This window comes from Methylobacterium sp. Leaf89 (assembly GCF_001422215.1).
In the GTDB taxonomy this organism is placed as follows: domain Bacteria; phylum Pseudomonadota; class Alphaproteobacteria; order Rhizobiales; family Beijerinckiaceae; genus Methylobacterium.
Genome location: NZ_LMML01000029.1, coordinates 288,297 through 310,744, shown reverse-complemented (window position 1 = coordinate 310,744; position 22,448 = coordinate 288,297). Strand labels below are relative to the sequence as shown.

General features: G+C 68.3%; 22 protein-coding genes, 1 tRNA gene and 1 riboswitch. Of the genes, 9 read left to right on the top strand and 14 right to left on the bottom strand.

All coding sequences use genetic code 11. The features are described from left to right. Positions 1-62: 62 nt before the first annotated feature. The 3 genes from eda to ASF18_RS16830 form a co-directional block, all read right to left on the bottom strand. Complete coding sequence (eda, locus tag ASF18_RS16840; RefSeq protein ID WP_056353221.1) at positions 63-680, bottom strand: bifunctional 4-hydroxy-2-oxoglutarate aldolase/2-dehydro-3-deoxy-phosphogluconate aldolase; 618 nt, start codon at positions 678-680, stop codon at positions 63-65. 32 nt (positions 681-712) lie between these two features. After that, on the bottom strand, positions 713-2,536 hold the full coding sequence (gene edd / locus ASF18_RS16835; RefSeq protein ID WP_056353219.1) for a phosphogluconate dehydratase: 1,824 nt from the start codon (positions 2,534-2,536) through the stop codon (positions 713-715). A 201-nt stretch (positions 2,537-2,737) separates the two neighbouring features. Further along, positions 2,738-4,216 carry a SulP family inorganic anion transporter gene (locus tag ASF18_RS16830; RefSeq protein WP_056353216.1) on the bottom strand — a complete coding sequence of 493 codons (1,479 nt, stop codon included), beginning with the start codon at positions 4,214-4,216 and terminating at the stop codon, positions 2,738-2,740. A 341-nt stretch (positions 4,217-4,557) separates the two neighbouring features. On the opposite strand from ASF18_RS16830, the gene ASF18_RS16825 reads away from it, so the two are divergent. Further along, entirely contained in the window at positions 4,558-5,808 is a 1,251-nt protein-coding gene (locus tag ASF18_RS16825; RefSeq protein ID WP_056353214.1) for a GGDEF domain-containing protein, read from the top strand. Positions 5,809-5,848: 40 nt separating this feature from the next. On the opposite strand, the gene ASF18_RS16820 is transcribed toward ASF18_RS16825, so the two are convergent. Both ASF18_RS16820 and ASF18_RS16815 read right to left on the bottom strand, forming a co-directional pair. Further along, positions 5,849-6,478 (bottom strand): L,D-transpeptidase, encoded by a 630-nt coding sequence (locus ASF18_RS16820; RefSeq protein WP_082487660.1) that lies wholly within the window; start codon positions 6,476-6,478, stop codon positions 5,849-5,851. Between the two features lie 75 nt (positions 6,479-6,553). Beyond that, the gene (locus ASF18_RS16815; protein ID WP_056218867.1) at positions 6,554-6,991 is read right to left on the bottom strand and encodes a globin family protein; all 438 of its coding nucleotides are present in this window, start codon (positions 6,989-6,991) and stop codon (positions 6,554-6,556) included. Between the two features lie 298 nt (positions 6,992-7,289). Here ASF18_RS16815 and ASF18_RS24325 point away from each other — a divergent pair, with 298 nt between their 5' ends. Next, a complete protein-coding gene (locus tag ASF18_RS24325; protein ID WP_056353213.1) occupies positions 7,290-7,703 on the top strand; it encodes a hypothetical protein in 414 nt (137 codons plus the stop codon). Between the two features lie 654 nt (positions 7,704-8,357). Continuing rightward, a complete protein-coding gene (locus ASF18_RS16805) occupies positions 8,358-9,221 on the top strand; it encodes a DUF4336 domain-containing protein (protein WP_082487658.1) in 864 nt (287 codons plus the stop codon). A 44-nt stretch (positions 9,222-9,265) separates the two neighbouring features. On the opposite strand, the gene ASF18_RS16800 is transcribed toward ASF18_RS16805, so the two are convergent. The 3 genes from ASF18_RS16800 to ASF18_RS16790 form a co-directional block, all read right to left on the bottom strand. Next, positions 9,266-9,351, bottom strand: a tRNA-Leu gene (locus tag ASF18_RS16800). A 37-nt stretch (positions 9,352-9,388) separates the two neighbouring features. Beyond that, positions 9,389-10,573, bottom strand: a complete 1,185-nt coding sequence (locus ASF18_RS16795) for an FAD-dependent monooxygenase (protein ID WP_056353212.1) — start codon at positions 10,571-10,573, stop codon at positions 9,389-9,391. 17 nt (positions 10,574-10,590) lie between these two features. Further along, on the bottom strand, positions 10,591-10,845 hold the full coding sequence (locus ASF18_RS16790; RefSeq protein ID WP_055956304.1) for a zinc-finger domain-containing protein: 255 nt from the start codon (positions 10,843-10,845) through the stop codon (positions 10,591-10,593). 213 nt (positions 10,846-11,058) lie between these two features. Here ASF18_RS16790 and map point away from each other — a divergent pair, with 213 nt between their 5' ends. The 6 genes from map (at position 11,059) to ASF18_RS16760 (ending at position 16,877) form a co-directional block, all read left to right on the top strand. Next, on the top strand, positions 11,059-11,889 hold the full coding sequence (gene map, locus ASF18_RS16785) for a type I methionyl aminopeptidase (RefSeq protein ID WP_056353210.1): 831 nt from the start codon (positions 11,059-11,061) through the stop codon (positions 11,887-11,889). A gap of 10 nt (positions 11,890-11,899) precedes the next feature. Then, positions 11,900-12,613 carry a DNA repair protein RadC gene (gene radC / locus ASF18_RS16780; RefSeq protein WP_056218856.1) on the top strand — a complete coding sequence of 238 codons (714 nt, stop codon included), beginning with the start codon at positions 11,900-11,902 and terminating at the stop codon, positions 12,611-12,613. Between the two features lie 102 nt (positions 12,614-12,715). Next, positions 12,716-14,155 carry a circularly permuted type 2 ATP-grasp protein gene (locus ASF18_RS16775; protein WP_056218853.1) on the top strand — a complete coding sequence of 480 codons (1,440 nt, stop codon included), beginning with the start codon at positions 12,716-12,718 and terminating at the stop codon, positions 14,153-14,155. 128 nt (positions 14,156-14,283) lie between these two features. Next, positions 14,284-15,228, top strand: a complete 945-nt coding sequence (locus ASF18_RS16770; protein ID WP_056218850.1) for an alpha-E domain-containing protein — start codon at positions 14,284-14,286, stop codon at positions 15,226-15,228. A 37-nt stretch (positions 15,229-15,265) separates the two neighbouring features. Beyond that, the gene (locus tag ASF18_RS16765) at positions 15,266-16,093 is read left to right on the top strand and encodes a transglutaminase family protein (RefSeq protein ID WP_056273412.1); all 828 of its coding nucleotides are present in this window, start codon (positions 15,266-15,268) and stop codon (positions 16,091-16,093) included. 31 nt (positions 16,094-16,124) lie between these two features. After that, positions 16,125-16,877: a hypothetical protein gene (locus tag ASF18_RS16760; RefSeq protein WP_056218845.1), complete on the top strand. Its 753-nt coding sequence runs from the start codon at positions 16,125-16,127 to the stop codon at positions 16,875-16,877. Here ASF18_RS16760 and ASF18_RS16755 read toward each other — a convergent pair whose 3' ends face one another. From ASF18_RS16755 to ASF18_RS16730, 6 genes are all read right to left on the bottom strand, one after another. Beyond that, entirely contained in the window at positions 16,878-17,951 is a 1,074-nt protein-coding gene (locus ASF18_RS16755; RefSeq protein ID WP_056353206.1) for a nitronate monooxygenase, read from the bottom strand. 18 nt (positions 17,952-17,969) lie between these two features. Further along, on the bottom strand, positions 17,970-18,626 hold the full coding sequence (locus ASF18_RS16750) for a thiamine phosphate synthase (protein ID WP_056353200.1): 657 nt from the start codon (positions 18,624-18,626) through the stop codon (positions 17,970-17,972). A gap of 41 nt (positions 18,627-18,667) precedes the next feature. Beyond that, positions 18,668-19,453 carry a thiazole synthase gene (locus ASF18_RS16745; protein WP_056353198.1) on the bottom strand — a complete coding sequence of 262 codons (786 nt, stop codon included), beginning with the start codon at positions 19,451-19,453 and terminating at the stop codon, positions 18,668-18,670. A gap of 34 nt (positions 19,454-19,487) precedes the next feature. Then, positions 19,488-19,700, bottom strand: coding sequence for a sulfur carrier protein ThiS (gene thiS / locus ASF18_RS16740; protein WP_056218832.1), 213 nt, complete (start codon positions 19,698-19,700; stop codon positions 19,488-19,490). After that, positions 19,697-20,878, bottom strand: coding sequence for a glycine oxidase ThiO (thiO, locus tag ASF18_RS16735; RefSeq protein ID WP_244472770.1), 1,182 nt, complete (start codon positions 20,876-20,878; stop codon positions 19,697-19,699). Before thiO ends, thiS begins: the two co-directional genes overlap by 4 nt. Before the next feature lie 101 nt (positions 20,879-20,979). Then, positions 20,980-21,108, bottom strand: a riboswitch (TPP riboswitch). A gap of 45 nt (positions 21,109-21,153) precedes the next feature. Further along, the gene (locus tag ASF18_RS16730) at positions 21,154-22,401 is read right to left on the bottom strand and encodes an adenylate/guanylate cyclase domain-containing protein (RefSeq protein ID WP_056218825.1); all 1,248 of its coding nucleotides are present in this window, start codon (positions 22,399-22,401) and stop codon (positions 21,154-21,156) included. Between the last annotated feature and the right edge of the window lie 47 nt (positions 22,402-22,448).

Genomic DNA, 22,448 nt, shown 5'->3' with positions numbered 1-22,448 from the left:
TCATCGCAGAAGACTAGCCTTTTTCCGGCTACGGCAAAGTGCGTCAATCGGCCGAGAAATCGTCAGGCGCCTCGCAGGCGCAGGGCCGCCTCGGCCGAGCGCCGGATGAGATCCGGCTCCGGTGCGCCCGGCGGGACGACCCAGCTTCCACCGACGCAGAGCACCGGCTTCAGGGCGAGCCAGTCCGGTGCGGTTGCTTCGGAGATGCCCCCGGTCGGGCAGAACCGGACCTGCCCGAAGGGACCGGCGAGCGCCTTGAGTGCCTTGATGCCGCCAGCGGCTTCGGCCGGGAAGAACTTGAACCGGTCGAGGCCATGGTCGAGCCCTCGCATGATGTCCGCCGCATTGGCGACACCCGGCAGGTAGGGCACCCCCCGCGCGAGGGCGGCGCGGGTCAACGGATCGGTCAGGCCGGGGCTTACGATGAACTGCGCACCCGCCGCCAGCGCCGCGTCGAGGTCGCGCGGGTTCAGGACCGTCCCAGCTCCCACTACGGCGCCTTCCACCCGCGACATGGCGCGGATCACGTCGAGGGCCGCTGGCGTACGCAGGGTGACCTCCAGGGCGGTCAAGCCCCCCGCCACCAGGGCACGGGCGATCGGTTCCGCCTGGGCGACTTCCTCCACCACCAGCACCGGGATGACGGGAACGGAGCGCATCAGGGCATCGATGGTGGTCATGGGGAGCGTCCTTGGCAGGGAATGCGGAGGCTTCAGAGGCCGGCGGCTGCGAGCATGGCAGAGGCGCCCTGCTCGGCCCCGTCGGCACCGTGACGCATGAAGGCAAAGAGCTCGCGGCCCGTGCCGAAGGCCGGCGGCGGCGCGGCTGCCTCTTCTCGAGCCTTCCACTCGACCGGGTCGACAAGGGCCTCCAGGGAACCGTCCTCCGCGCTCAGGCGCACGACGTCGCCGTCGCGAACCCTGGCCAGGGGACCGCCGCCGAGCGCTTCGGGGCTGAGATGGATGGCCGCCGGAACTTTGCCGGAAGCGCCCGACATCCGGCCGTCGGTCACGAGGGCGACGCGGAAGCCGCGATCCTGCAGAACGCCGAGCTGCGGAGTCAACTTGTGCAATTCGGGCATGCCGTTGGCCCGGGGCCCTTGGAAGCGCACCACCACCACCACGTCCCGATTGAGTTCACCGGCCTTGAAAGCCGCCATGACGTCGTCCTGGTCGTCGAAGACGCGGGCCGGCGCCTGGACCGTCCAGCGCGCGGGGTCGACTGCGCTGGTCTTGAAGGTGGCCCGGCCGAGATTGCCCTTCACCAGGCGCATGCCGCCGTCCGGCTGGAAGGCGTTGGCCGGACTGCGCAGGATGCTCTCGTCGTGCGAGCGCTCCGGAGCCTCCTCGAAGACGAGGTCGTCGTTGATCAGCTTCGGATCGCGGGCATGATCGCGCAGGCGCGTGCCGGCTACGGTGAGGATGTCGTCGTGCAGGAGGCCGGCATCGATCAGGCTGGCGATGACGTAGGACATGCCGCCGGCCGCGTGGAAGTGGTTCACGTCGCCTGAGCCGTTCGGGTAGACCTTGGCCACCTGCGGAACCACAGCCGAGAGGTGGTCGAAATCCGCCCAGTCCAGGACGATGCCGGCCGCCCTGGCGATGGCCGGCAGGTGGATGGCGTGATTGGTCGAGCCGCCCGTGGCGAGCAGACCGACGACCGCATTCACGATGGCCTTCTCGTCGATGCAGCGCCCGAGCGGCCGATAGTCGTTGCCCGAGGCGCCGATCTCGGAGAGGCGGTGCACTGCCGCCCGCGTCACAGCCTGGCGCAGCTTCGTGCCGGGATTGATGAAGGAGGCGCCGGGCATGTGCAGGCCCATCACGTCCATCATCATCTGGTTCGAGTTGGCGGTGCCGTAGAAGGTGCAGGTGCCCGCGCCGTGATAGGACGCCGACTCGCTCTCCAGCAGTTCATCGCGGCCGACCTTGCCCTCGGCGTAGAGCTGGCGGATGCGCTGCTTCTCCTTATTGGCTAGCCCCGAGGGCATCGGGCCAGCCGGAATCAGGATCATCGGCAAATGGCCGAACCGAAGCGCTCCGATAAGGAGGCCGGGCACGATCTTGTCGCAGATGCCGAGCAGGGCCGCGCCGTCGAACATCCCGTGGCTCAGGGCTACCGCGGTGGAGAGCGCGATCGTGTCGCGCGAGAACAGAGACAGCTCCATGCCGCGCTGGCCCTGGGTGACCCCGTCGCACATCGCCGGTACGCCGCCGGCGACCTGCGCGGTCGCGCCGACCTCACGGGCGAACAGCTTCATCTGCTCGGGATAGCGGCCGTAGGGCTGATGCGCCGAGAGCATGTCGTTGTAGGCGGTGACGATGGCGATGTTCATCGCCCGGCCGGACTTGATGACGGCCTTGTCCTCGCCGGAGGCCGCGAAGCCGTGGGCCAAGTTGCCGCAATTCAGCATTGGGCGCTGAACGCCCGAGTCGCGCTCGCGGGCGATCAGGTCGAGATAGGCCTTGCGGGTTGGTCCGGAGCGTTCGATCACGCGCGCCGTAACGGCCGCGATTTCCGGGTGAAGCGCGCTCATGGCCAATTCCTCCTCGAATTCGGGCGATGCCCGACGCCCGCTTGCGCCGGGGGCGGCGGCCCGCGCCTGCATCAACCTCTCGCGCCAGCACGACAGGGGCGCGAAAGCGGGGCCTGATCGCAATCGGACCCACGCGCCGTCAATGGCATCCGGGCGGCGGCCTGGCCAGCACCTCCTGCAGGTTGCGGGCCAGGCCGTTCGTTAATGACTGCCAGCCGCGAGGGTTGCGCCGGGCTTGTGGTGGGTACCCAGGCGCTCGACCATCGTGGCCGTGGCGGCGTTCATGCCGACGATCTCCACAGCCACACCGTGGTGCCGGTACTTGAGCACCACGCGGTCGAGGGCATTGATCCCGCTGATGTCCCAGAAATGGGCCGCCGTGAGATCGAGGACGATCCCCGTCAGCCCGGCTTCGCGGAACTCGAAGGCGCCGTGGAAGGCTTCCGCCGTGGCGAAGAAGATCTGGCCGGTCACCCGGTAGGTCCGCACCGTGTCGGTCCGCTCGGAGGCCACGGAGAAGTAGCGCGTCACCTTGTGGGCAAAGAACAGACCGCTCAGCACCACCCCGAACAGGACGCCCTTGGCGAGGTCGTGGGTCGCCACCACCACGGCGACGGTGCCGACCATGACGACGCTCGAACTCTTCGGATGCGTCAGGAGGGTCCGCAGGGAGCCCCATTGGAAGGTGTTGATCGACACCATGATCATCACCGCCACCAGGGCGGCCATGGGAATCTGGGCCACATAGGGGCCGAGCACGACGATCAGGAAGAGCAGGAATACCCCGGCCCAGAGCGTGGAGAGCCGGCCCCGGCCGCCGGACGAGACGTTGATCACCGATTGTCCGATCATGGCGCAGCCCGCCATTCCGCCGAACAGGCCGGCGCCGATATTGGCGATACCCTGCCCGGCACATTCGCGGTTCTTGTCGGAGCCCGTATCCGTCATTTCATCGAGGATCGCCGCCGTCATCAGGCTCTCCAACAGCCCGACCATGGTCAGCGTCAGCGCGTAGGGCAGGATGATCCGCAGAGTCTCCCAGGTGAACGGGACCTCCGGCAGGGCGAAGACCGGCAACTCGGTGGGTAGGGCGCCCATGTCGCCGACCTTGTGGATCGGCAGGCCCAGGGCCATCGAGAACGCCGTCAGGACGAGGATCGTGATGAGCGGCGAGGGTACCGCCTTGGTCAGGTACGGCAGCCCGTAGATGAGGCCGAGACCGACCGCCGTCATCAGGTAGACCGTGCTCCCCTGCCCGATCAGTTCCGGCATCTGCGCCAGGAAGATCAGGATCGCCAGCGCATTGACGAATCCCGTCACCACGGAGCGCGAGACGAAGCGCATGAGATTTCCCAGGCGCAGGAGGCCGGCCGCGATCTGCAGCAGGCCGGTGAGGATCGTGGCGGCGAACAGGTAGCCGAGGCCGTGCTCCTTCACCAGCGACACCATCACGAGGGCCATCGCCCCGGTCGCGGCGGAGATCATCGCCGGGCGTCCTCCCGCGAAGGCGGTGATCACGGCGATGCAGAACGACGCGTAGAGGCCGACCTTCGGGTCCACCCCGGCGATCAGTGAGAAGGCAATCGCCTCCGGGATCAGGGCCAGGGCGACCACGGTGCCGGCCAGGATTTCACGCGTGATATTGGGAGCCCACTGGCTCCGCAGGTTGGTCAGGGTCATGGAAATGGGACATCCAATCGTTCCCGCGCGCAGTCGGGCGGCCGGGAATCGAGACGGGGAATGCGAGACAGGCCACCCGACGCGCATCGCGGGGCAGCCATCATGGAACCCGAACGGAAGGCGGGCGCCGAGGAGAGCGGAGCTACGGCGGCGTGGGCCGTGCGTACAATCTGGCTCGATCCTTCAACATGTGGTGGGTCTTAACAGGATTTCGCCGTGGTGCAATGGACGCCAAGTCCGTGCCGGGAGGGGCCGACGCTCCGCGCGAGGCACGAATGGCGTTTACGCGCATGCAAGCAAGGCGCGTATAGGCTCTGCTCGATCGTCGGTGAACGCGCCTCATGTCCGAAACGAATTCCAGCCTGATCGAGGCTGCGCGCCGCAGACCTTGGCACCGTCTGCGGCTGCCGAGAGACCTCGAAGCACAATTCACCGAGACGACGCGCTGGTCCCGGGCGACCTACATCCAGTCGTGGCTGCTGATCTTCATCGTCTTCAATGTGCTGTCACTGAAGATGGACTTCGACCTGCTCGGTCCAGAGCAATTTGTGGTTCCGGCTTTCCTGACCCTGGGCGTGTTCCTGCCTGCGGGATTCGCGGCGATCACGGCGCTGCGCGGCATCACCAGTGCCCGGCGCCAGGCCGGGATCGTCATCGGCATCTCCGTGCTCGACATGGTGATCGTCCTGAACAGCGCCCGGATCGCGCCGCGGACCCATGCAGACACCTACCTGATCCTTGCGGTGATCGTGCCCATGGTGGTCGGGATGATCGCGCCGCTCTCGTTCCGGCACAGCCTCGTCCTCTGCGGAAGCGCCTTCTGCGTCTACGCGGCCTACGCCGTCGCATTCGTTCTTCCGCGCAGCGAGGCGACCGGACTGCCGCTCCTGATCGCCAGCCTCACCCTCGTCCCCATCAAGCTCGCCTATACCCGCGAATGGACGCGCAAGGAGGCCTTTCTCCTGACCCTGGAAAAATCTGCCCGCGACGTCGATCTGGCGGCCGCCAACGCGCGCCTGACGGTCCTGTCCGAGACCGACAGCCTCACCGGGCTCCGCAATCGGCGCAGCGCCACGGCCCAGGTCCAGGCCGGATGGGGCGAGGCTTGCGCAGGCGGCGCCTGGGCCACGCTGGTGCTCATCGACATCGACGCCTTCAAGCGTCTGAACGACACGGCCGGCCATCCCGAAGGCGACCGCTGCCTGAGACAAGTGGCCGAGGCGCTCGCTGCGGCGGCAGCCCGCCACGGCGCACAGGCGGCCCGCTACGGGGGCGAGGAGTTCATCGTATTCCGGCCCGGAGCGGACCCTTCGGAGGCGGCGCGGATCGGGGAGAGTCTGCGACTGGCGATCCAGGCCCTGGCCTATCCCCATCCGGCTCTTCCCGACGGCGCTTGCATCACCGTCAGCATCGGGGTCGCGACGGCGCATGGAAGCCTGGGAACTCCCGCGATCACGGCCGCCGATCGCCTCAAGGCGGCGGACGATGCCCTCTATCGGGCCAAGCGCGGCGGACGGAACCGGGTCGAGAGCACGATTCTGGCGCCGGCCTCGGCCACATCCGAGGCGGCGCGGACCAGCGCCTTCGGCTGAGGGCGCCGAGCAGCGAGATCCATCGCTTAGTTCGACCCGCCTAATCGAGACCGTCACCGACGAAATAGGCGTCACCGTCCCCGGCCGAGTCCCGGAAATCATAGACGGGGGCGCGGCGCGACACCAACCCGACGGCGGCGGCCGGCCGATAGGCTGCGGAGGGCTCGCGCCCCATCTGCATGCCGGCGGACATCACACCGTCCTCGGCGCCGCGGCGGCGCCGCGACGCCATCACGGAACTGCCCTCGATGACCACCCGGGTCTTGCCCATGCCCTCAGCCTTGACGAGGCTGAACAGGGTCGCGGCATTCCTTGGGGCAAGCCTAACACAACCATGGGATGCCGCGCTGCCGAGGCGTCGGGTGTGATTGGTCCCGTGGATCGCGTGGCCCTGCCCGGTGAAGAAGATTGCGTTCGGCATCGGAGCGTCGTCGAACTCCCGTGAGAAGTGCGTGCGCTCCATTCGGAACGGCCGATGGGCTCCGCTGGGAGTGTCGTAGCCGTCCAGGCCCGTGGAGACGGGCCAGTCGTAGCGGGTCTGGCCATCGACCGTCACAGTCATGCGTTGCGCATCCTTGTCGACGGCGATCAGGACCTCTGCCCAGGCGGGACAGGTCAAGAACGTCGCCAGGGCGAAACCGGAGACCAGTGACGTCAGATGGGAACGCATCGGAATCCTCGAAAACACAAAACTAATCTGAAACGCTTACGCTTGCCGCGCGCGTTGGTTCCAGCGCAGCGCGGATCAGGCGTCGGCGGTCGATTCCGGTCGACGAACCTCGGCAGCCGCCGCCTTCATCACATTTGCCACGAGCGCATAGGTTTCCACCCAGGCCTCCCGGACCGCGGGGGTAAAATCCGGGCCCAGGCCCTGCTCCAGCGCCCAGAGCAGGGCGGCGCCCACCGGTTCATAATGCGCGGCCTGGGTTCCGAACGAGACATGCTGTCGGCCCAAGGTCTGCAGCGCCGGCACCACCATCTCGGGCTTATGCAGGTTGGTGACCGCAAGCCCCAGCATCGCCATCAGTTTTTTCTTCTGCTCGCGCATGTCATCCGGAAACATCGGCCGAACCTGCGGAGCGATCTCGAACAGGCGTCCGTAGAAAAGGTCTGCCGCAGCGCCGGCGATCGGCCGAACTTTGGCGAAACTGTCCTGGACGAGAACAACTTGTTCCGGGGTCATGCGGAGCTCTACGCGGGAGGAAGGGATTGCGGCGCGAACGCCGCGTATGACGTTCTTGCCCCGGCAGCGACATCCCACAAGAGAGAACCCTGTCCTAACCTGCGATAGGGTCGATTCGCGAAGGGGCATTCCCCGCGACGGACGTTTCTCCGATGAACCTGAACGGATGCCGCCAACGCGCTTCAGCCTGGGTGCAGCGCCGCTTTGGCAATCTCCTCCTGAACAGCCGGGACAGCACCGGTTGGGCCAACGAGGCCGCGCACGATGCCGGCCTCCTCGACAAATCAGGGGATGGGCGATGAAGACGTTGGCAGCTTTCACAGCCGTTGCGCTCTTGGCGATGGGCACGTTCGGAACGCCAGAGGCGCAGGCCCGGGGCCAGGGCGGCGCCATCTTGGCCGGCGTGATCGGGGGGCTCGCGGCGGGCGCTCTCCTGGGAACCGCCGCCTCGGAAGCTCACGAGGCTCCTGCCTACGGCTACGGTTACGGCCCTCCCGAACCCCGCTATGCCGACGACGATGAGGCTCTCATCGTGCGCGACCGCCCGGCACCGCTGGTTCGCCACTACGGGTACGACGAGGCCCCGGTCTATCGCAGATCGCGTACTGTGGTCCGAACCTATGGTGAGGAATTCGGCGGATACGGCTATCGCCACGCCGGATACGGGGATCGTCCGGACTGCGACCGTCCCTACGGCCGTGGCGGCTGGTAGTCAGGCCCCTCTCGAAGGCCGGCCGGGCGAACCGGACGGCCTCCTTCCAACGTCACCACGGAAGCCGGCGCAACCGTCTGTGCCGAGTCGCGTTGTCACTATTCGCGGATAGATAGACTATCCGTCAGCGAACGGCGCCGTAGCCGACTGTTAGGATGGATTTCGAATACCCCTATCTTTGCTTTCCTCGCCCCGACAATTGCAATCGGACGCCCTTTCGCGTCGGGGTCGACCGCGCCTTGGCGCTCTTGTTTCCGCCTCAAATGGACGGAGACCTTCCCGATCGGCTGATGCACGCTCTGGAAGCGCTGATCGCCGTCCTCCCGCCGCACTATGAAGGGGGCGGGTGATCACGACCGAGCTAGCATCCCGGCGTAGCCGAGGGCGCAGCGCCGGGCGCGTGAGGCTCATCGCAGAGGCCGGCCGAAGGCGGGAAACCATCCCGCGGATTCGACCCATCGACACGCATGACGCCTCGGTAAGCGAAGATGCGCCCTTTCCTTCGGAACTGACCTGGGTGGGCGTGGTACCCGCCGGTTTCGGGCGGCGCCCGGCGCGAGGGATGGTCGTGGTCGCGCACGACAGATGGACCTCCGGGTTCTGCCGAAGCGTTCCCCCGGGTGTACGTCGATGTGGAGTGCAGGACCTTGGCGCATGACCTCAGCTATCCGCCCCCTGAACCAACCGAAGGAGGTGGCGGACGGCGTCTGGATCGTCGATGCCGCACCGATTCGCGCGGGCGGCATTCTACTCCCTTTGCGGATGACGGTGCTGCGACTGGCCGGCGGTGAGCTGTTGCTCCACTCGCCCGTTCCGCACCACCCGGGCCTTCAACGTGCCGTGGAGGGACTCGGGCGTATCGGGCACCTCGTAGCCCCGAGTGTCGGGCATTGGATGTTCCTGAAGGACTGGCAGACCGCTTGCCCCAACGCGATCACCTGGGCGGTGCCGGGGCTCGAAGACCGGAGCCAGGTGCGCCGATCTGGCCTCGCGATCGATGCGGAATTGGGAGACCAGCCGCCACGCGTCTGGGCGAACGAGATCGATCAGGTCCTCGTCGCCGGACCCGTGTTCCAGGAAATCTGTCTGTTCCATCGCCCAAGCCGGACCCTCCTGCTGACGGATCTCGTCATCAACCTCGAGGGCGACCTTCTGCCGGTCTTCGCGCGCCCCCTGGCTCGTCTGCTCGGCATCGTCGCCCCGGATGGCAAGGCACAGCTCTACCTGCGAGTCCTTCTGCGCCTAAACCATCGGGACACGGTCCGCGCCGCGCAGCGTCTCGTCGGCTTTCATCCGGACCGGGTGATCTTCGCGCACGGCCAATGGTTCAACCGCGATGCCGCCGATGCACTCCGGCGCTCGCTCGCCTGGATCCTCGACGAAGACCGCGCCTTGGCTCGACTGTCTGCGGACGGCGAGATGTCCACCCGAGCGCCCCTGCGTTCGACGGCACTCGCGGGCGTGGCCCTCGCGGGTGTCGTGGGACTTTTCGTCTATCTCCGTCGGTCGCGGCGCTGATCGTCGCTGCAAGCCGATGAGTGCAGAGACAGGATCGCATGAGTTGGTGCGGACGGCGGGACTCGAACCCGCACAGCCAAAGGCCGCAAGATTTTAAGTCTCGTGCGTCTACCGGTTTCGCCACGTCCGCATGCCAGCATCAGCGGTAGCGGGGCGGCCTCCGCAGATCAAGGCGTCCAGCCGTAGAGCCAGGCGTAGCGACGGTTCATTCCGTCCGGCCCGAGGCGGCCCATCACGACATTACGGATCGTGCCGACGAGAGCCCCCGCATGATAGGTCCGGCCATTGGCACGGGCGGCCCGGCGAACGCGGCGCACCCGCGCACGCCGCACCGCATCGTAGCGGGCCAGGGCGGCACCGAGATCGGCGCCGTCCGCGCCCAGTTCCCTGGCGAGGATCGCCGCATCCTCGATGGCGAGGGCGGCCCCCTGTGCGAGGAAGGGCAGGATCGGATGGGCGGCATCCCCGATCAGGGCCAGCCGTCCGCGTGCCATCGGACGGGCGGCACCCCGATCCTCCAGCGACCAGACCAGCCAGGAATCCGGTACGGCCAGGAGGGCCGCGAGGGGCGGCGCCGCGTCGCGAAAGCGGGCGCGCAGTACGGCCGGCTCACCGAGTTGGCCCCAGCCCTCGCTGCCCTTCCGCTCCGGAATCACGGCGACGACGTTGACGTGCTGGCCACCCCGGATCGGGTAATGCACCACGTGGCGCGCCGGCCCAAGCCACAGGCCCGTGGCCTCGCCCGAAAGTTCGGGTGGCAGGGCTTCCCGCGGAACGATGGCCCGCCACGCCGCGGCACGCCCGGACCTCAGGTCCTTGCCGTCGAGGTGGCCGCGCAGGCGGGAGCGTACACCGTCGGCCCCGATGACGAGGTCGGCGGAAAACCGCTCGGTCCGCGTGCCCGTGCCGCTTTCCAGGGTCAGGTCGACACCGTCCGGTCGCTCCGCCAGACCGGTCACGTCCCGTCCCATCAGGAGGCGGATACCCGGCCGGCCGCGCACAGCGTCGAGGAGCAGGGTCTGCAGGTCGGCCCGATGGATGACGTAGTAGGGCGCGCCGAAGCGCTCGCGCAGATGGGCTCCTAGAGCGACGCCGCCTATGACCGTCCCACTCGTCAGGGCCCGCACCACCACTGCCGGCGGCTCGCTCGCCGCGCGTCGCAGGGCGGCGCCGAGGCCGAGGCCGATCAACACTCGGCTGGCATTCGGCGAGAGCTGGATCCCGGCCCCGACTTCGCTGAATCCGGTGCGGCGCTCGATGAGGGTGACGGCATGGCCGGCGGAATCGAGGGTGAGCGCAGCCGTCAGGCCGCCGATGCCCGCGCCGACGATAGCGATGTTCAGGGCCGGCACGGAGCCGCCTCGCCTGATCAGGCGGCGGCCGAGGTCCGGTCGTCCCAGACGCAGATCGCCGGATCGGCGTTGCCAGCGGCCAGGGTCGGCCGGTAGCGGAACAGCGTCGAGCAGTACTGGCAGATGGTCTCGTCGTCCGTGCCCATGTCGAGGAAGATGTGCGGATGATCGAAGGGGGGCTTGGCCCCGATGCACATGAACTCCTTGGAGCCGACGTGAATGACCGCCACGCCGGGCTCGTTGTGGAAATGCGGGACCGCCTTGTCAGCCATCGCCTCGTCCTGCCTGCCGGCCCGCCGAAGCCTCGTCCTCGAGGAAGGATCGTGCTCGTGCGGGCATCCGTGTTGTCGGGGTCTGCCGGGACCCGTCTCTAGCCTCTCCCTCGGCGCAATCCTAGTGCGCAGCGCGCGAAGGGTTGGCCTCGCGCGCGCGTCACCGTACATAGGGGCAGGCCCCGCCCCGGTTCCCCTCCGCGAAACGTCCCCATGACCCAGAACGAACAGGCCGTGTCCGAGAGCGGACGCCGCGCGCCCCAGCCGCCGATTCATGGACCGGAGGCCTTCGAGGGCATGCGCAAGGCCGGCCGTCTGACCGCGGAAGCCCTGGATCTGCTGATGGAGGCCACCGCTCCCGGCATCACGACGGACCATCTCGACAAGCTCGCCTACACCTTCGCTATGGACCACGGCGCCTATCCGGCCTCGCTGCTCTACCGCGGCTATCCGAAATCGATCTGCACCTCGATCAACCACGTGGTCTGCCACGGCATCCCGAACGACAAGCCCCTGCGCGAGGGCGATATCGTCAACCTCGACATCTGCCTCATCGTCGACGGATGGCACGGCGACTCGAGCCGGATGGCCTATGTCGGAGAGGTGCCGCGCAAGGCCCAGCGCCTGTGCGAGATCACCCACGAGTGCCTGATGCGCGGCATCGCGGTGATCAAGCCGGGGGGCTCCACCACGGATATCGGCCGGGCGATCCAGTCCTATGCCGAGGCGGAGCGCTGCTCCGTCGTGCGGGATTTCTGCGGCCACGGCCTCGGGCGCACCTACCACGATGCCCCAACCATCCTGCACTACGTCGAGCCGAGCTACGACGTGAAGTTCCAGCCCGGCCAGTTCTTCACCGTCGAGCCCATGATCAATCTCGGCCGGCCAGCGGTGAAGGTCCTCTCCGACGGCTGGACCGCGGTCACCCGCGACCGCTCGCTCTCGGCGCAGTTCGAGCACACCGTGGCGGTGACGGAGACGGGCGCGGAAATCTTCACCCTTTCGCCCAAGGGTCTGCACCAGCCCGCGCCGACCGCCGGTTGATTTCGGGCTCATGACAACCCGGCCGCCGTCCGCGCCCGACCCGTCGGACGGCGAGCCGCATTACCTCGGCCATCGCGACCGCCTGCGCGCCCGGTTCGCCCAGGGTGGGGCCGAGGCCCTTCCGGATTACGAGCTTCTCGAACTCGCCCTGTTCCGGGCCATTCCCCGCCGGGACGTGAAGCCCCTGGCCAAGGCCCTGATCCGACGCTTCGGCAGCTTTGCCGAGGTGGTGAGCGCTGAGCCGGCGCGACTTGCTGAAATTGAAGGCATCGGCCCCGGGGTCATCGCCGACTTGAAGCTCATCGAAGCGGCAGGGCATCGGCTGGCGCGCGGGGCGATCGCCGACCGCCCTCTGCTCTCGTCGTGGAGCGCCGTGCTGGAGTATTGCCGCGCCACCATGGCTTTCGCGGCGCGCGAGCAGTTCCGCGTGCTGTTCCTCGACCGGCGCAACCACCTGATCGCCGACGAGGTCCAGGGGCGGGGAACCGTCGACCACACGCCAGTCTATCCGCGCGAGGTGGCGCGCCGTGCCCTCGAGCTCTCGGCCACCGCCATCATCCTGGCTCATAACCATCCCTCGGGCGACCCCACTCCCTCGGCCGCCGATATCCGGATGACCCGCGAGCTCATCGGGGTGCTGGACCCCCTTGGCATCCTGATCCACGATCACATCATCCTGGGTCGGGAGGGTCACGCCAGCTTCAAGGGCTTGAAGTTGATCTGAACGTGCTACCCTACACGCAAGGGCGGTGGGCGCGGACTCCGATCCCAGGTCGCTGGCGCGCCTCTTGCCTAGACAAGAACGGTGTTCAAGGGGGAGACGCGAATGGCGCTCGCTGCATTCGACGAGATGACCGGGCTGCCCGATGGGGCGCTGAGCAACCCCGCCGTGCGCGAAGCCTACGACAGCCTGAAGCACTGGCTCGACACCACGCCGCCTGAGCATTTCAACACCCGCCGCAGCCAGGCCGAGATGCTGTTCCGGCGCATCGGCATCACCTTCGCGGTCTACGGCGCGAACGAGTCCACCGAACGGCTGATCCCCTTCGACATCATCCCGCGGGTCATCACGAAGCCCGAATGGGGTTTCCTGGAGCGAGGCCTCAAGCAGCGCGTCACCGCCATCAACGCCTTCCTGAAGGACATCTACGGGGCGCAGGAATGCATCAAGGCCGGCGTGATCCCGGCCGACCTCGTCTACCGCAACCCGCATTACCGCATGGAAATGCGCGCTTTCCGGGTGCCGCACGACCTCTACGTCCACATAGCCGGCATCGACATCGTCCGCACCGGGGAGAACGACTTCTTCGTGCTGGAGGACAATGCCCGGACCCCGTCCGGCGTCTCCTACATGCTCGAGAACCGCGAGGTCATGCTGCGGCTGTTCCCGGAGCTGTTCTCCCGCCACCGCGTCGCACCGGTGGAGAACTATCCCGACGCCCTGCTGGCGACCCTGCGCAGCCTCGCGCCGTCCACGGCGACCCGCGACCCCACCGTCGCGCTGCTGACGCCGGGTCGTTACAACTCGGCCTTCTACGAACACTCGTTCCTGGCCGACAAGCTCGGCGTCGACCTCGTCGAGGCCTCCGACCTCTTCACCAAGGACGACGTCGTCTACATGCGGACGACCGAGGGGCCCCGCCGGGTCGACGTGCTGTACCGCCGTCTCGACGACGATTTCCTCGATCCGCTGGTCTTCCGCCCGGACTCGGTGCTCGGAGTCCCCGGCATCATGAACGCCTACGAGCGTGGGACCGTTACCCTGGCCAACGCCGTCGGCACCGGCATTGCCGACGACAAGGCGGTCTACAGCTACATGCCGGAGATTGTGAAGTTCTTCACCGGCGAGGAGCCGATCCTGCACAACGTGCCGACCTACCGCTGCCGCGAGAAAGAGGCTTTCGCCTATGTGATGGACAATCTCAGCGAGCTCGTGGTGAAGGAGGTCAACGGCTCCGGCGGCTACGGCATGCTGGTCGGCCCACACGCCACCAAGCGCGAGATCGAGGAGTTCGGACGCAAGCTGAAGCATGCGCCGGACGGCTTCATCGCCCAGCCGACCTTGGCCCTCTCCACCTGCCCGACTTTCGTCGCATCCGGGGTCGCACCCCGGCACGTGGATCTGCGCCCCTTCGTGCTGTGCGGCTCGGACGAGATCCGCATCGTCCCCGGCGGCCTCACCCGGGTCGCCCTGAAGGAGGGGTCGCTCGTCGTAAATTCGAGCCAGGGCGGCGGCACCAAGGACACCTGGGTCCTCGACGCCTGAGCCATCGCGGGGCATCCGGCGGGGCCTTCCGTCCCGGGTGCCTTTCCAAGTCCGTGCCGGCTCCGGCATAGTCCTTTTCGCCCTGCGGCCTGCGTTTCCGACGCCAGCCGACGTCCCGATGGAACCCCATGCTGTCCCGGACCGCCGACAACCTGTACTGGCTCTCGCGCTACGCCGAGCGAGCGGAGTTCGTCGCCCGCATCCTCGATGCCGCCCTGCGCCTGGCCGCCCTGCCGTCGAGCTACGGCGGCGGCGAGACCAACGAGTGGGCCTCCGCCCTGGCCTCGGCGGGCGATCCGGACGTGTTCAAGCCGCTCTACGCCAGCGTCACGGAAGCGACCGTCTGCGATTTCCTTGCCTTCAGCCCCCACAATCCTTCCTCGATCCGCTCCTGCATCGAGACCGCGCGCGAGAATGCCCGCAGCGTCCGCACGGCGCTGACCACCGAAATGTGGGACGCCATCAACGGCGCCTGGCTCGAACTGCGCAACTACGAGGGACGCGACCTCAACCGCGACGAGTTCACCCGCTTCCTCGACTGGGTGAAGGGTGTCTCCCTCGCCTTCGACGGTTCGGCCTACCGCACGATGCTGCGCAACGACGCCTACTGGTTCACACGCCTTGGAACGGCGATCGAACGGGCGGACAACACCGCCCGCATCCTGGACGTGAAGTACCGGATCCTGCTCCCCGCCACGGAGAAGATCGGCGGCAGCCTCGATTATTTCCAGTGGACCACGATCCTGCGCGAGGTCTCGGCCTTCAACGCCTATCACTGGGTCTACCGCGAGAGCGTGAAGCCACTCCTGGTCGCCGATCTTCTCATCCTGAACCGGCAGATGCCGCGCTCCTTCACCAACTGCTACGGCATGCTGGTGGAGCACCTCGACCTCATCGCCGACGCCTACGGGCGGCGCGGCGCGAGCCAGCGCCTGGCCAGCAATACCCTGGCACGCCTGGAAGGCGAGAACATCAACCGCATCTTCTCATCCGGCCTGCATGAGTTCGTGACGGAGTTCATCGTCGAGAACAATCGCCTCGGCGCAGCGGTCATCGAGCAATATCTGGTATAGGGCCGGCCCCGGCCCGACGCCGCGCAAAGGTCGCCGCATGCGAATCCGCGTCTTCCACGAGACCAACTATACCTATGAGCAGCCCGCCCGCGGGCTGATTCAGGTCCTGCGTCTGCGTCCTCGCGACCATGACGGCCAGTATGTCCGGCGCTGGCGCATCGAGCCCTCCGTCGACGGCCGCGTGAGCGAGCGCGAGGATGGCTTCGGCAACGTGGTGCACTGGTTCACGGCGGACGAGCCGGCCGAGGCCCTGTCGATCCGGGTCACCGGAGAGGTCGACACCCTGGAGATGCACGGCATCGTGCGCGGCACCATCGAGCGCCTGCCGGACGTGTTCTACCTGCGGGATTCGGATCTCGCCCTGGCCAACGACGCCATTCAGGCCTTCGCCCAGGAGATCGCGGCGGCCGGCGACCCGGCCCCCCTACCGTGTCTGCACCGGCTGCTCGCCGCCGTGCACCAGCGGGTCACCTTCGTCCCCGGCCCGGCCAGCGCCAGCACGAACGCCGCGCAGGCCTTCGTGCAGGAGAAGGGCGTCTGCCAGGACATCACCCATCTCTTCATCGCGGCGGCCCGCCACCTCGAGATTCCCACCCGCTACGTCTCGGGCTACTACCACCACGCCGACCGGGATGCGGATCAAGGCTCCGGCCATGCCTGGGCTGAATCGCTGGTGCCGGGGCTCGGCTGGATCGGCTTCGACGCCGCCCACGGTATCGCCACCACCGAGGCGCATATCCGCGTGGCTGTCGCCCTCGACTATCTCGGGGCGGCTCCGATTCGCGGCAGCCGCATGGGCGGCGGGACAGAAACACTCGACGTGACGCTTCGCGTCGAGCAAGCACAGGCTTCCGTCCAGTCCTGATCGCGGACGGACGCGCGAGAAAGACCGCTCCATGACCTACTGCGTCGGTGTCCTCGTCGAGGAGGGGCTGGTGATGATCGCCGACACCCGGACCAATGCCGGGCTCGACGACATCTCGACCTACCGCAAGCTCCACCACTTCAACGTGCCGGGCGAGCGCGTGATGATGCTGGCCTCCGCCGGGAATCTCTCGATCACCCAGTCGGTCCTCAGCCTTCTCGCCGAGGGAGTCGAGGGCGATGCCGGCGAGCCGAAGATGAAGCTCGTCGAGGCGCCGACGATGTTCCAGGCGGCCCAGCTCGTGGGCCGCGCCATTCGGCGGGTCCGCGAGATCGAGAAGGCGGGGTTCGAGGCGGCCAACCTGCGCTTCTCGGTCTCGCTGTTGTTCGGCGGACAGATCGGCTCAGACCCGATGAAGCTCTACCTGATCTACTCGGCCGGCAACTTCATCGAGTGCAGCGGCGACGCGCCTTTTCTGCAGATCGGGGAACACAAGTACGGTAAGCCGATCCTGGACCGGGCGGTGAAGTACGAGACCGACCTCTACGACGCCCTTAAGGTCGGCCTCGTCTCGATGGATTCGACGATGCGCTCGAACCTCGGCGTCGGCCTGCCCATTGACATCGCGGTCGCCCGCCGCAACGCCCTCGACCTCGAGGTAAACCACCGGATCGAAGCCGGCGAGAGCTACTTCCACGATCTGCGGGAGCGTTGGTCGGCGGCGCTGCGTGCCGCCCATCGGGCGATCCCCCGGCCGCCCTACGGCCCGGCCACGGCGAAGTGATCACGCCCTCGCGCGGCCGAGGAGCCTGAGCGCGCCCTCCGCGAGCTCAGCGGTCAGGCGACCCGCCTCAGTCTCGCGGGCAAGGGGCGCTCCCTGCCCGGCCCAGAGGGGCGAGAAGTCGCCGGAGCCGCGTCGCTCGGCCTCGATCCGCAGGGGCTGGAGCCTGATGGCGGCGGTGGGGAAGACCGGCACCTCCGCGTGCCAGGGCCCGAGTTCGCGCATGACGCGGTTCACGAGTCCCCGGGCCGGCTTGCCCGTCAGGACGTTGGTGATCGTGGTGTCCTCATCGCGGGCGCGGCGCAGGGCCTCCTGGTGCGGCCCCGAGAGACCGGCCTCGGTGCAGCGCAGGTAGGCCGTTCCCAGCTGAACGGCGGAGGCGCCGAGCATGAAGGCGGCGCCGATCCCGCGGGCATCGGCGATGCCCCCGGCCGCGATGACGGGCACGTCCACCGCGTCGACCACCTGGGGCACCAGAGCCATCGTGCCGACTTGCGTCGCGGGATCGCCGCCGAGGAACAGGCCGCGATGCCCGCCGGCTTCGGCTCCCTGCGCGATGATCGCATCGACCCCGCGCTCGGCGAGCCAGCGCGCTTCGCGCACCGTGGTTGCGGACGAGAGAATGATGCAGCCGAGCGCCCGGACGCGGTCGAGGAGCGCCGCTTCCGGCAGGCCGAAATGGAAGCTGACCACCGCCGGCCGGACGTCGGCGACGGCCGCGAGCATCGCAGCGTCGAAGGGCAACCGCTGTGCCATGACGATCAGAGCCGACGGATCAAGGCCGAGTTCCGCATAGTAGGGCGCGAGCCGGCTGCGCCAGGCGGACTCACGCGCTGCATCCGGCACGTCCGGCACGTGACAGAAGAAGTTCAGGTTGAACGGCGCGTCCGTCCGCGCCCGAATCGCCGCCGCTTCGTTGCGTACCGTGTCCGGGTTCATCGCCGCGCAGGCGAGGGAGCCGAGGCCCCCGGCCGCGCTGACGCTGGCGGCAAGGGCCGGCTTCGGTCCGATCATCGGCGCCTGGATGATCGGATGCTGCACCCTTACGCGCTCGAGAAAGCGGTTCTTTCCCCACATGCGCTGCCTCCTTGCCTGTCACCGCTCGTCGGATGTCGCGCCGAGGCGGGCGAGATAGGCGCGCACCTCGGCCACCGGGTCCGCGCCGTGCATCAGTGCGCCCATCACCGCGACGCCGGCAGCGCCCGCAGCGCGGCATGCGTCCACGCGGTCGACCGTGATTCCCCCGAGGGCGATGACCGGCATGCCGAACCCGGCGGCGGTTTCCAGGGCCGCCGCTCCGAGGGCGGGACCGTAGCCGGGCTTGCTCTGCGTCGGAAAGATCGGGCTGAGGGTAGCGTAGTCGGCGCCGGACCGCGCGGCCACCGCGATCTCCTCCAGTGTGTGCGCCGAAACCCCGATGCGACCGCCGGATAGGCGCCGGCGGGCTTCGGCGATCTCGGCCGCGGTGGTTCCACCGGGCAGATGGACTCCGTCGGCCCCGAGTTCGGCGGCGAGCGCCACATCGGCGCCGATGGTCAGTGAACCGCCCTCGGCCTGAACCAGGCGCGCGATATCCCGGGCGAGCGCGCGCCGTGCATCCGGCGCCAGGTCGCGCTCCCGAAACCAGACCCAGCGGGCGCCGGCCCGCAGGAGGCGTTCGAGGGTGGCGCGGAGGTTCCGGGCGGCGACCTCCGGTACGTCGGTCGCCGACCTGTCCGTCACCACCAGTAGCCGCGCGGGCAGGCCGCTCATCGCCGTGCGCCGGTAAGCGGGCGCGTCGGACGCAACCCGGCTCACGAGCCCACGAGACCGAGTTGCGGGCTCGACGGCTCGGCCCGGCCCCGCTTCGGGATGCGGCCGGCAAGATACGCGTCGCGGCCGGCCTGGACGGCGTTGCGCATGGCACGAGCCATCCGCACGGGATCGTCGGCTTTGGCGACCGCGGTGTTGAGGAGGCAGCCGGCGGCGCCGAGCTCCATGGCGATGACCGCGTCGGAGGCGGTGCCAATGCCGGCATCGACGATCACCGGCACCGGCGAGCGCCGACAGATCAGCTCCAGGTTGGCCGGGTTGGCCACACCCATGCCGGAGCCGATCAGCGAGCCCATGGGCATCACGGCGGCGCAGCCGAGATCGGCGAGACGCTGGCAGACCACCGGATCGTCGTTGCAATAGGGCAGCACGGTGAAGCCGTCATCGACGAGGTGGCGGCAGGCATCCAGCAGTTCGGCCACGTCGGGATACAGCGTTTCGCGATCGCCGATGACCTCGACCTTGATCCAGTTCGTGTCGAGGGCCTCGCGGGCGAGTTCGGCGGTCATGATCGCGTCGCGCGCCGTCTCGCAGCCGGCGGTGTTGGGCAGGAAGCGGTGCCCCTTGAGCCGGCGCAGCGTATCCGAGCCGTGCCCCTGGAGCGAAACCCGCCTGATCGAGGCCGTGACCACCTCGGCGCCGGACGCCGCCACCGCATCGAACAGAATGCTCTGGGTGGGGTAGCCGGCGGTACCGATGAAAAGACGCGAGCCCAGGCTCACACCGCCAATCACCAGCGAGTCAATGTCGTTCGCGATCTCGGTCATTCCCACCTTCCTGTCATGATGTCTCCCCTTTCGATCATCCGCCCTGCATCGCGCGGACGATCTCGACGCGGTCGCCGTCGCTGAGGGCGGTGAGCGCCCAGTCCCGGCGGCGAACCACGGAACCGTTGAGCGCGATGGCGATGCCCTGAGGGCTCTCGATGCCGGTCTCCTCGGCCTCCTCCCGGAACAGGGCGTCGAGGTCGGCAGCCGTGCTCTCGCGGGCCTCTCCGTTGACCGTGAGCTTCATGCGAACACCCTCTGCGGTGCCGACGCGAAGCGGGCTCGACCAAAATCCCGGGCATAATCCGGCAGCGTTCCCTCGGCGACCAGGGCCACGACCGCATCGGCGGTGGCGGGGGCCAGCAGGTAGCCATTGCGGTGATGACCGGTGGCGACGACGAGGCCGGGCGCCAGGGCATCGATGATCGGCGCATCGTCGTCCGAGGTCGGCCGGAAGCCACTCCAGATCGCCTCCACTGCCATCTCCTCGATGCCGGGCAGGACGCGGCGGGCGCCCTCCAGCAGGGCGTAGAGGCCGCCGGCTGTGACGCCGGGGACGAAGCCGCAATCCTCCACCGTCGCGCCGACGATGAGATGGCCGTCGCTCTTCGGTGCCATGTGAACCTGCTCGGTCCAGACCATGTGGGCGAGGGTGCCGGTGCGGGCCGTAGTCCGTAGGGCGAGGGACTGGCCGCGCAGGGGCCGGACCGGCAGGGCGAGATGATCGGGCAGGAGTCCCGTCTCCCCACTCCAGGCGCCGGAGGCGAGCACGACGGTGTCGGCCCGGCTGATGCCCTGGGCCGTACGGACGCCAGTGACCCGGTCGGCACTCCAATCCAGCGCCTCGACCGCGCAGCCCTCCACGATGGCGACTCCTGCGGCGAGGCAGGCCCGCACGAGGGCGGCCATTACCCGGCTCGGATCGACCTGATGGTCGTGCGGGCAGTACAGGCCGGCGGTGACGGCGGGGCGCAGGCGCGGCTCGCGGGCCCGGGCCTCGGGACCGGTCAGCCAGCGAGCGTCGAGCCCGGAGCGCTTCTGCAGATCGTGCCGGAAGCGCAGGCGCTCGACCTCGTCGCGGCCGATGGCCAGCACCAGGGTGCCCTCCTCTCGGTAGTCGATGTCGAGGCCGGCCGCGGCCTGAAGGGCATCGCGGAAACCAGGCCAGCGCGACAGGCTCTCCAGGGCCAGGGGCAGCAGCGGGTCGGAGCCGGGCTCGTGCTCGGCAGCGGGGGCCAGCATACCGGTGGCGGCGAGGCTCGCCCCGGCGCCGACGGTGTCGCGCTCCAGCACGGTCACCGATCGCCCGGCCTGCGTCACGCGCCAAGCGATCGACAGCCCGATCAGGCCGGCGCCGACGATGACCACGTCACTGCGTGCCGGGGCAACGGCGGCCGGCGGCGCAACGCCATGCGTCCGTCGCAGGTTGAGGAAGGCGTTCGGGGTCACGTCCAACACAATCTCCGCAACAGGCGTCGAGATTGGTGGGGCTGCAGCTTCGCGTGGTGAAGCGTGCCGGGCTCGAGGAGAAACCCGCGGTCCAATCCCTACGCCGGTATGAACCGGGTCAGGTTCGAAGGATTTCCGCGCCGCCATCCGCGAGCGGACGGCCATCGGTTTCTCAGCCCCTTGCCGGGGATCTCCCTGGAACACCCCTGATGTGGGCCGTCCGCGCATCGGGGTCAATCCCCGAGCGGGCCTCAGGCAGCGGGCGGGCGCGCCGGCCGATAGACACCCATGGGTTCGGCGAACCCATCGAGCGCATGTTCGCCGAGAGGCTCCGGCATGTCCCAGAGGAAGTCGACGAAGGGCTTCGTCATCAGGATCGGTTCGCCCAGCGTCCGGTTCAGCCGGGCGACGCGGCTAGCGAGATTCACGTCGCGTCCAATCACGGTGAAGTCTAGTCGGGCGCCGGAGCCGACATTGCCGTAGGCGGCCTCGCCGTGATGCAGGGCGATGCCGGCGGCCACGGGATTGGCGAAGCGGCCGAGCGCATTAGCCTCCGCGAGGGCCGCCATGGCGCTTTGCGAGGCGGTGAGCGCCCCCTTGGCGGCACCGCCCAAATCATCTCCGGGTTCGCGAAAAATCGCCAGCAGGCCGTCGCCGAGATATTTCAGGACCTCGCCGCCCTCGCGCTCGATGGCCGGCACTAGGCAGTCGAAGAAGATGTTCAGGAGGTCGACCGCCTCTTCCGGCGTCATGTCGGCGGAGATGCGCGTGTAATCGCGCATGTCGGCAAACAGGATCGCCGAGCGGATGCGCTGGACGTGACCGCGACGGATGGAGCCGCCGAGGATCGCCTTGTGCGGCTCGTCGCCGACATAGATCCGCAGGACGTGATCCAGTTGCTTGTTGACGCTGCGCATCTCCATGACCGCCGCCAGTGTCGGCATGACGAAGCGGAGAATCGCCACGTCCTCGTCGCGGAACCCCGCTTCGGATCGGGTGGCGAAGGAGATGCCGTTGCGCGTGCCGTTGGTGAAGAACAGCGGCGCGACGATGTAGTGCCGGTAGCCCTCGGCCTTCAGGTCCGGAATGACCGCGAAGGCCTCATCCGGGGTCTCGGCGAGATCGAGGATCAGCCACGCGCCGGTTTCGTGAACACGGAAGAACGGACTTGCCCGATAGGCCTTGTCCGACGCTTCCCCGTGCGGGAACAGACGGACCGTGGAGCCCGTCTCGCGGGTCCAGAACCGCCCGACGCCGGAATACTCGGAATGCAGGGCGTCGATGGCCGTGGTGGCGCGGTCCACCGGCACATCCAGCGCGATCAGGCGTTCGGCGAGGCCGGAGAGCAGGTCTTCCGCTTTCGGCATGCGGGCCCCCTCGCTCAGCAGCCAGTCGCGCAGGGCCACGCATTGCTGGAGGGCGCCGAAGGGGACGTCGGCCGCCTCCGAGCCATCGGCTTCGGCGGTGGGGGAAGGCTGGGGCGGGCCTTGATCGAGCATATGGCCAAGGTGGGTTGGAAGATGGCGTCCGGCAACGGCCACCGCTC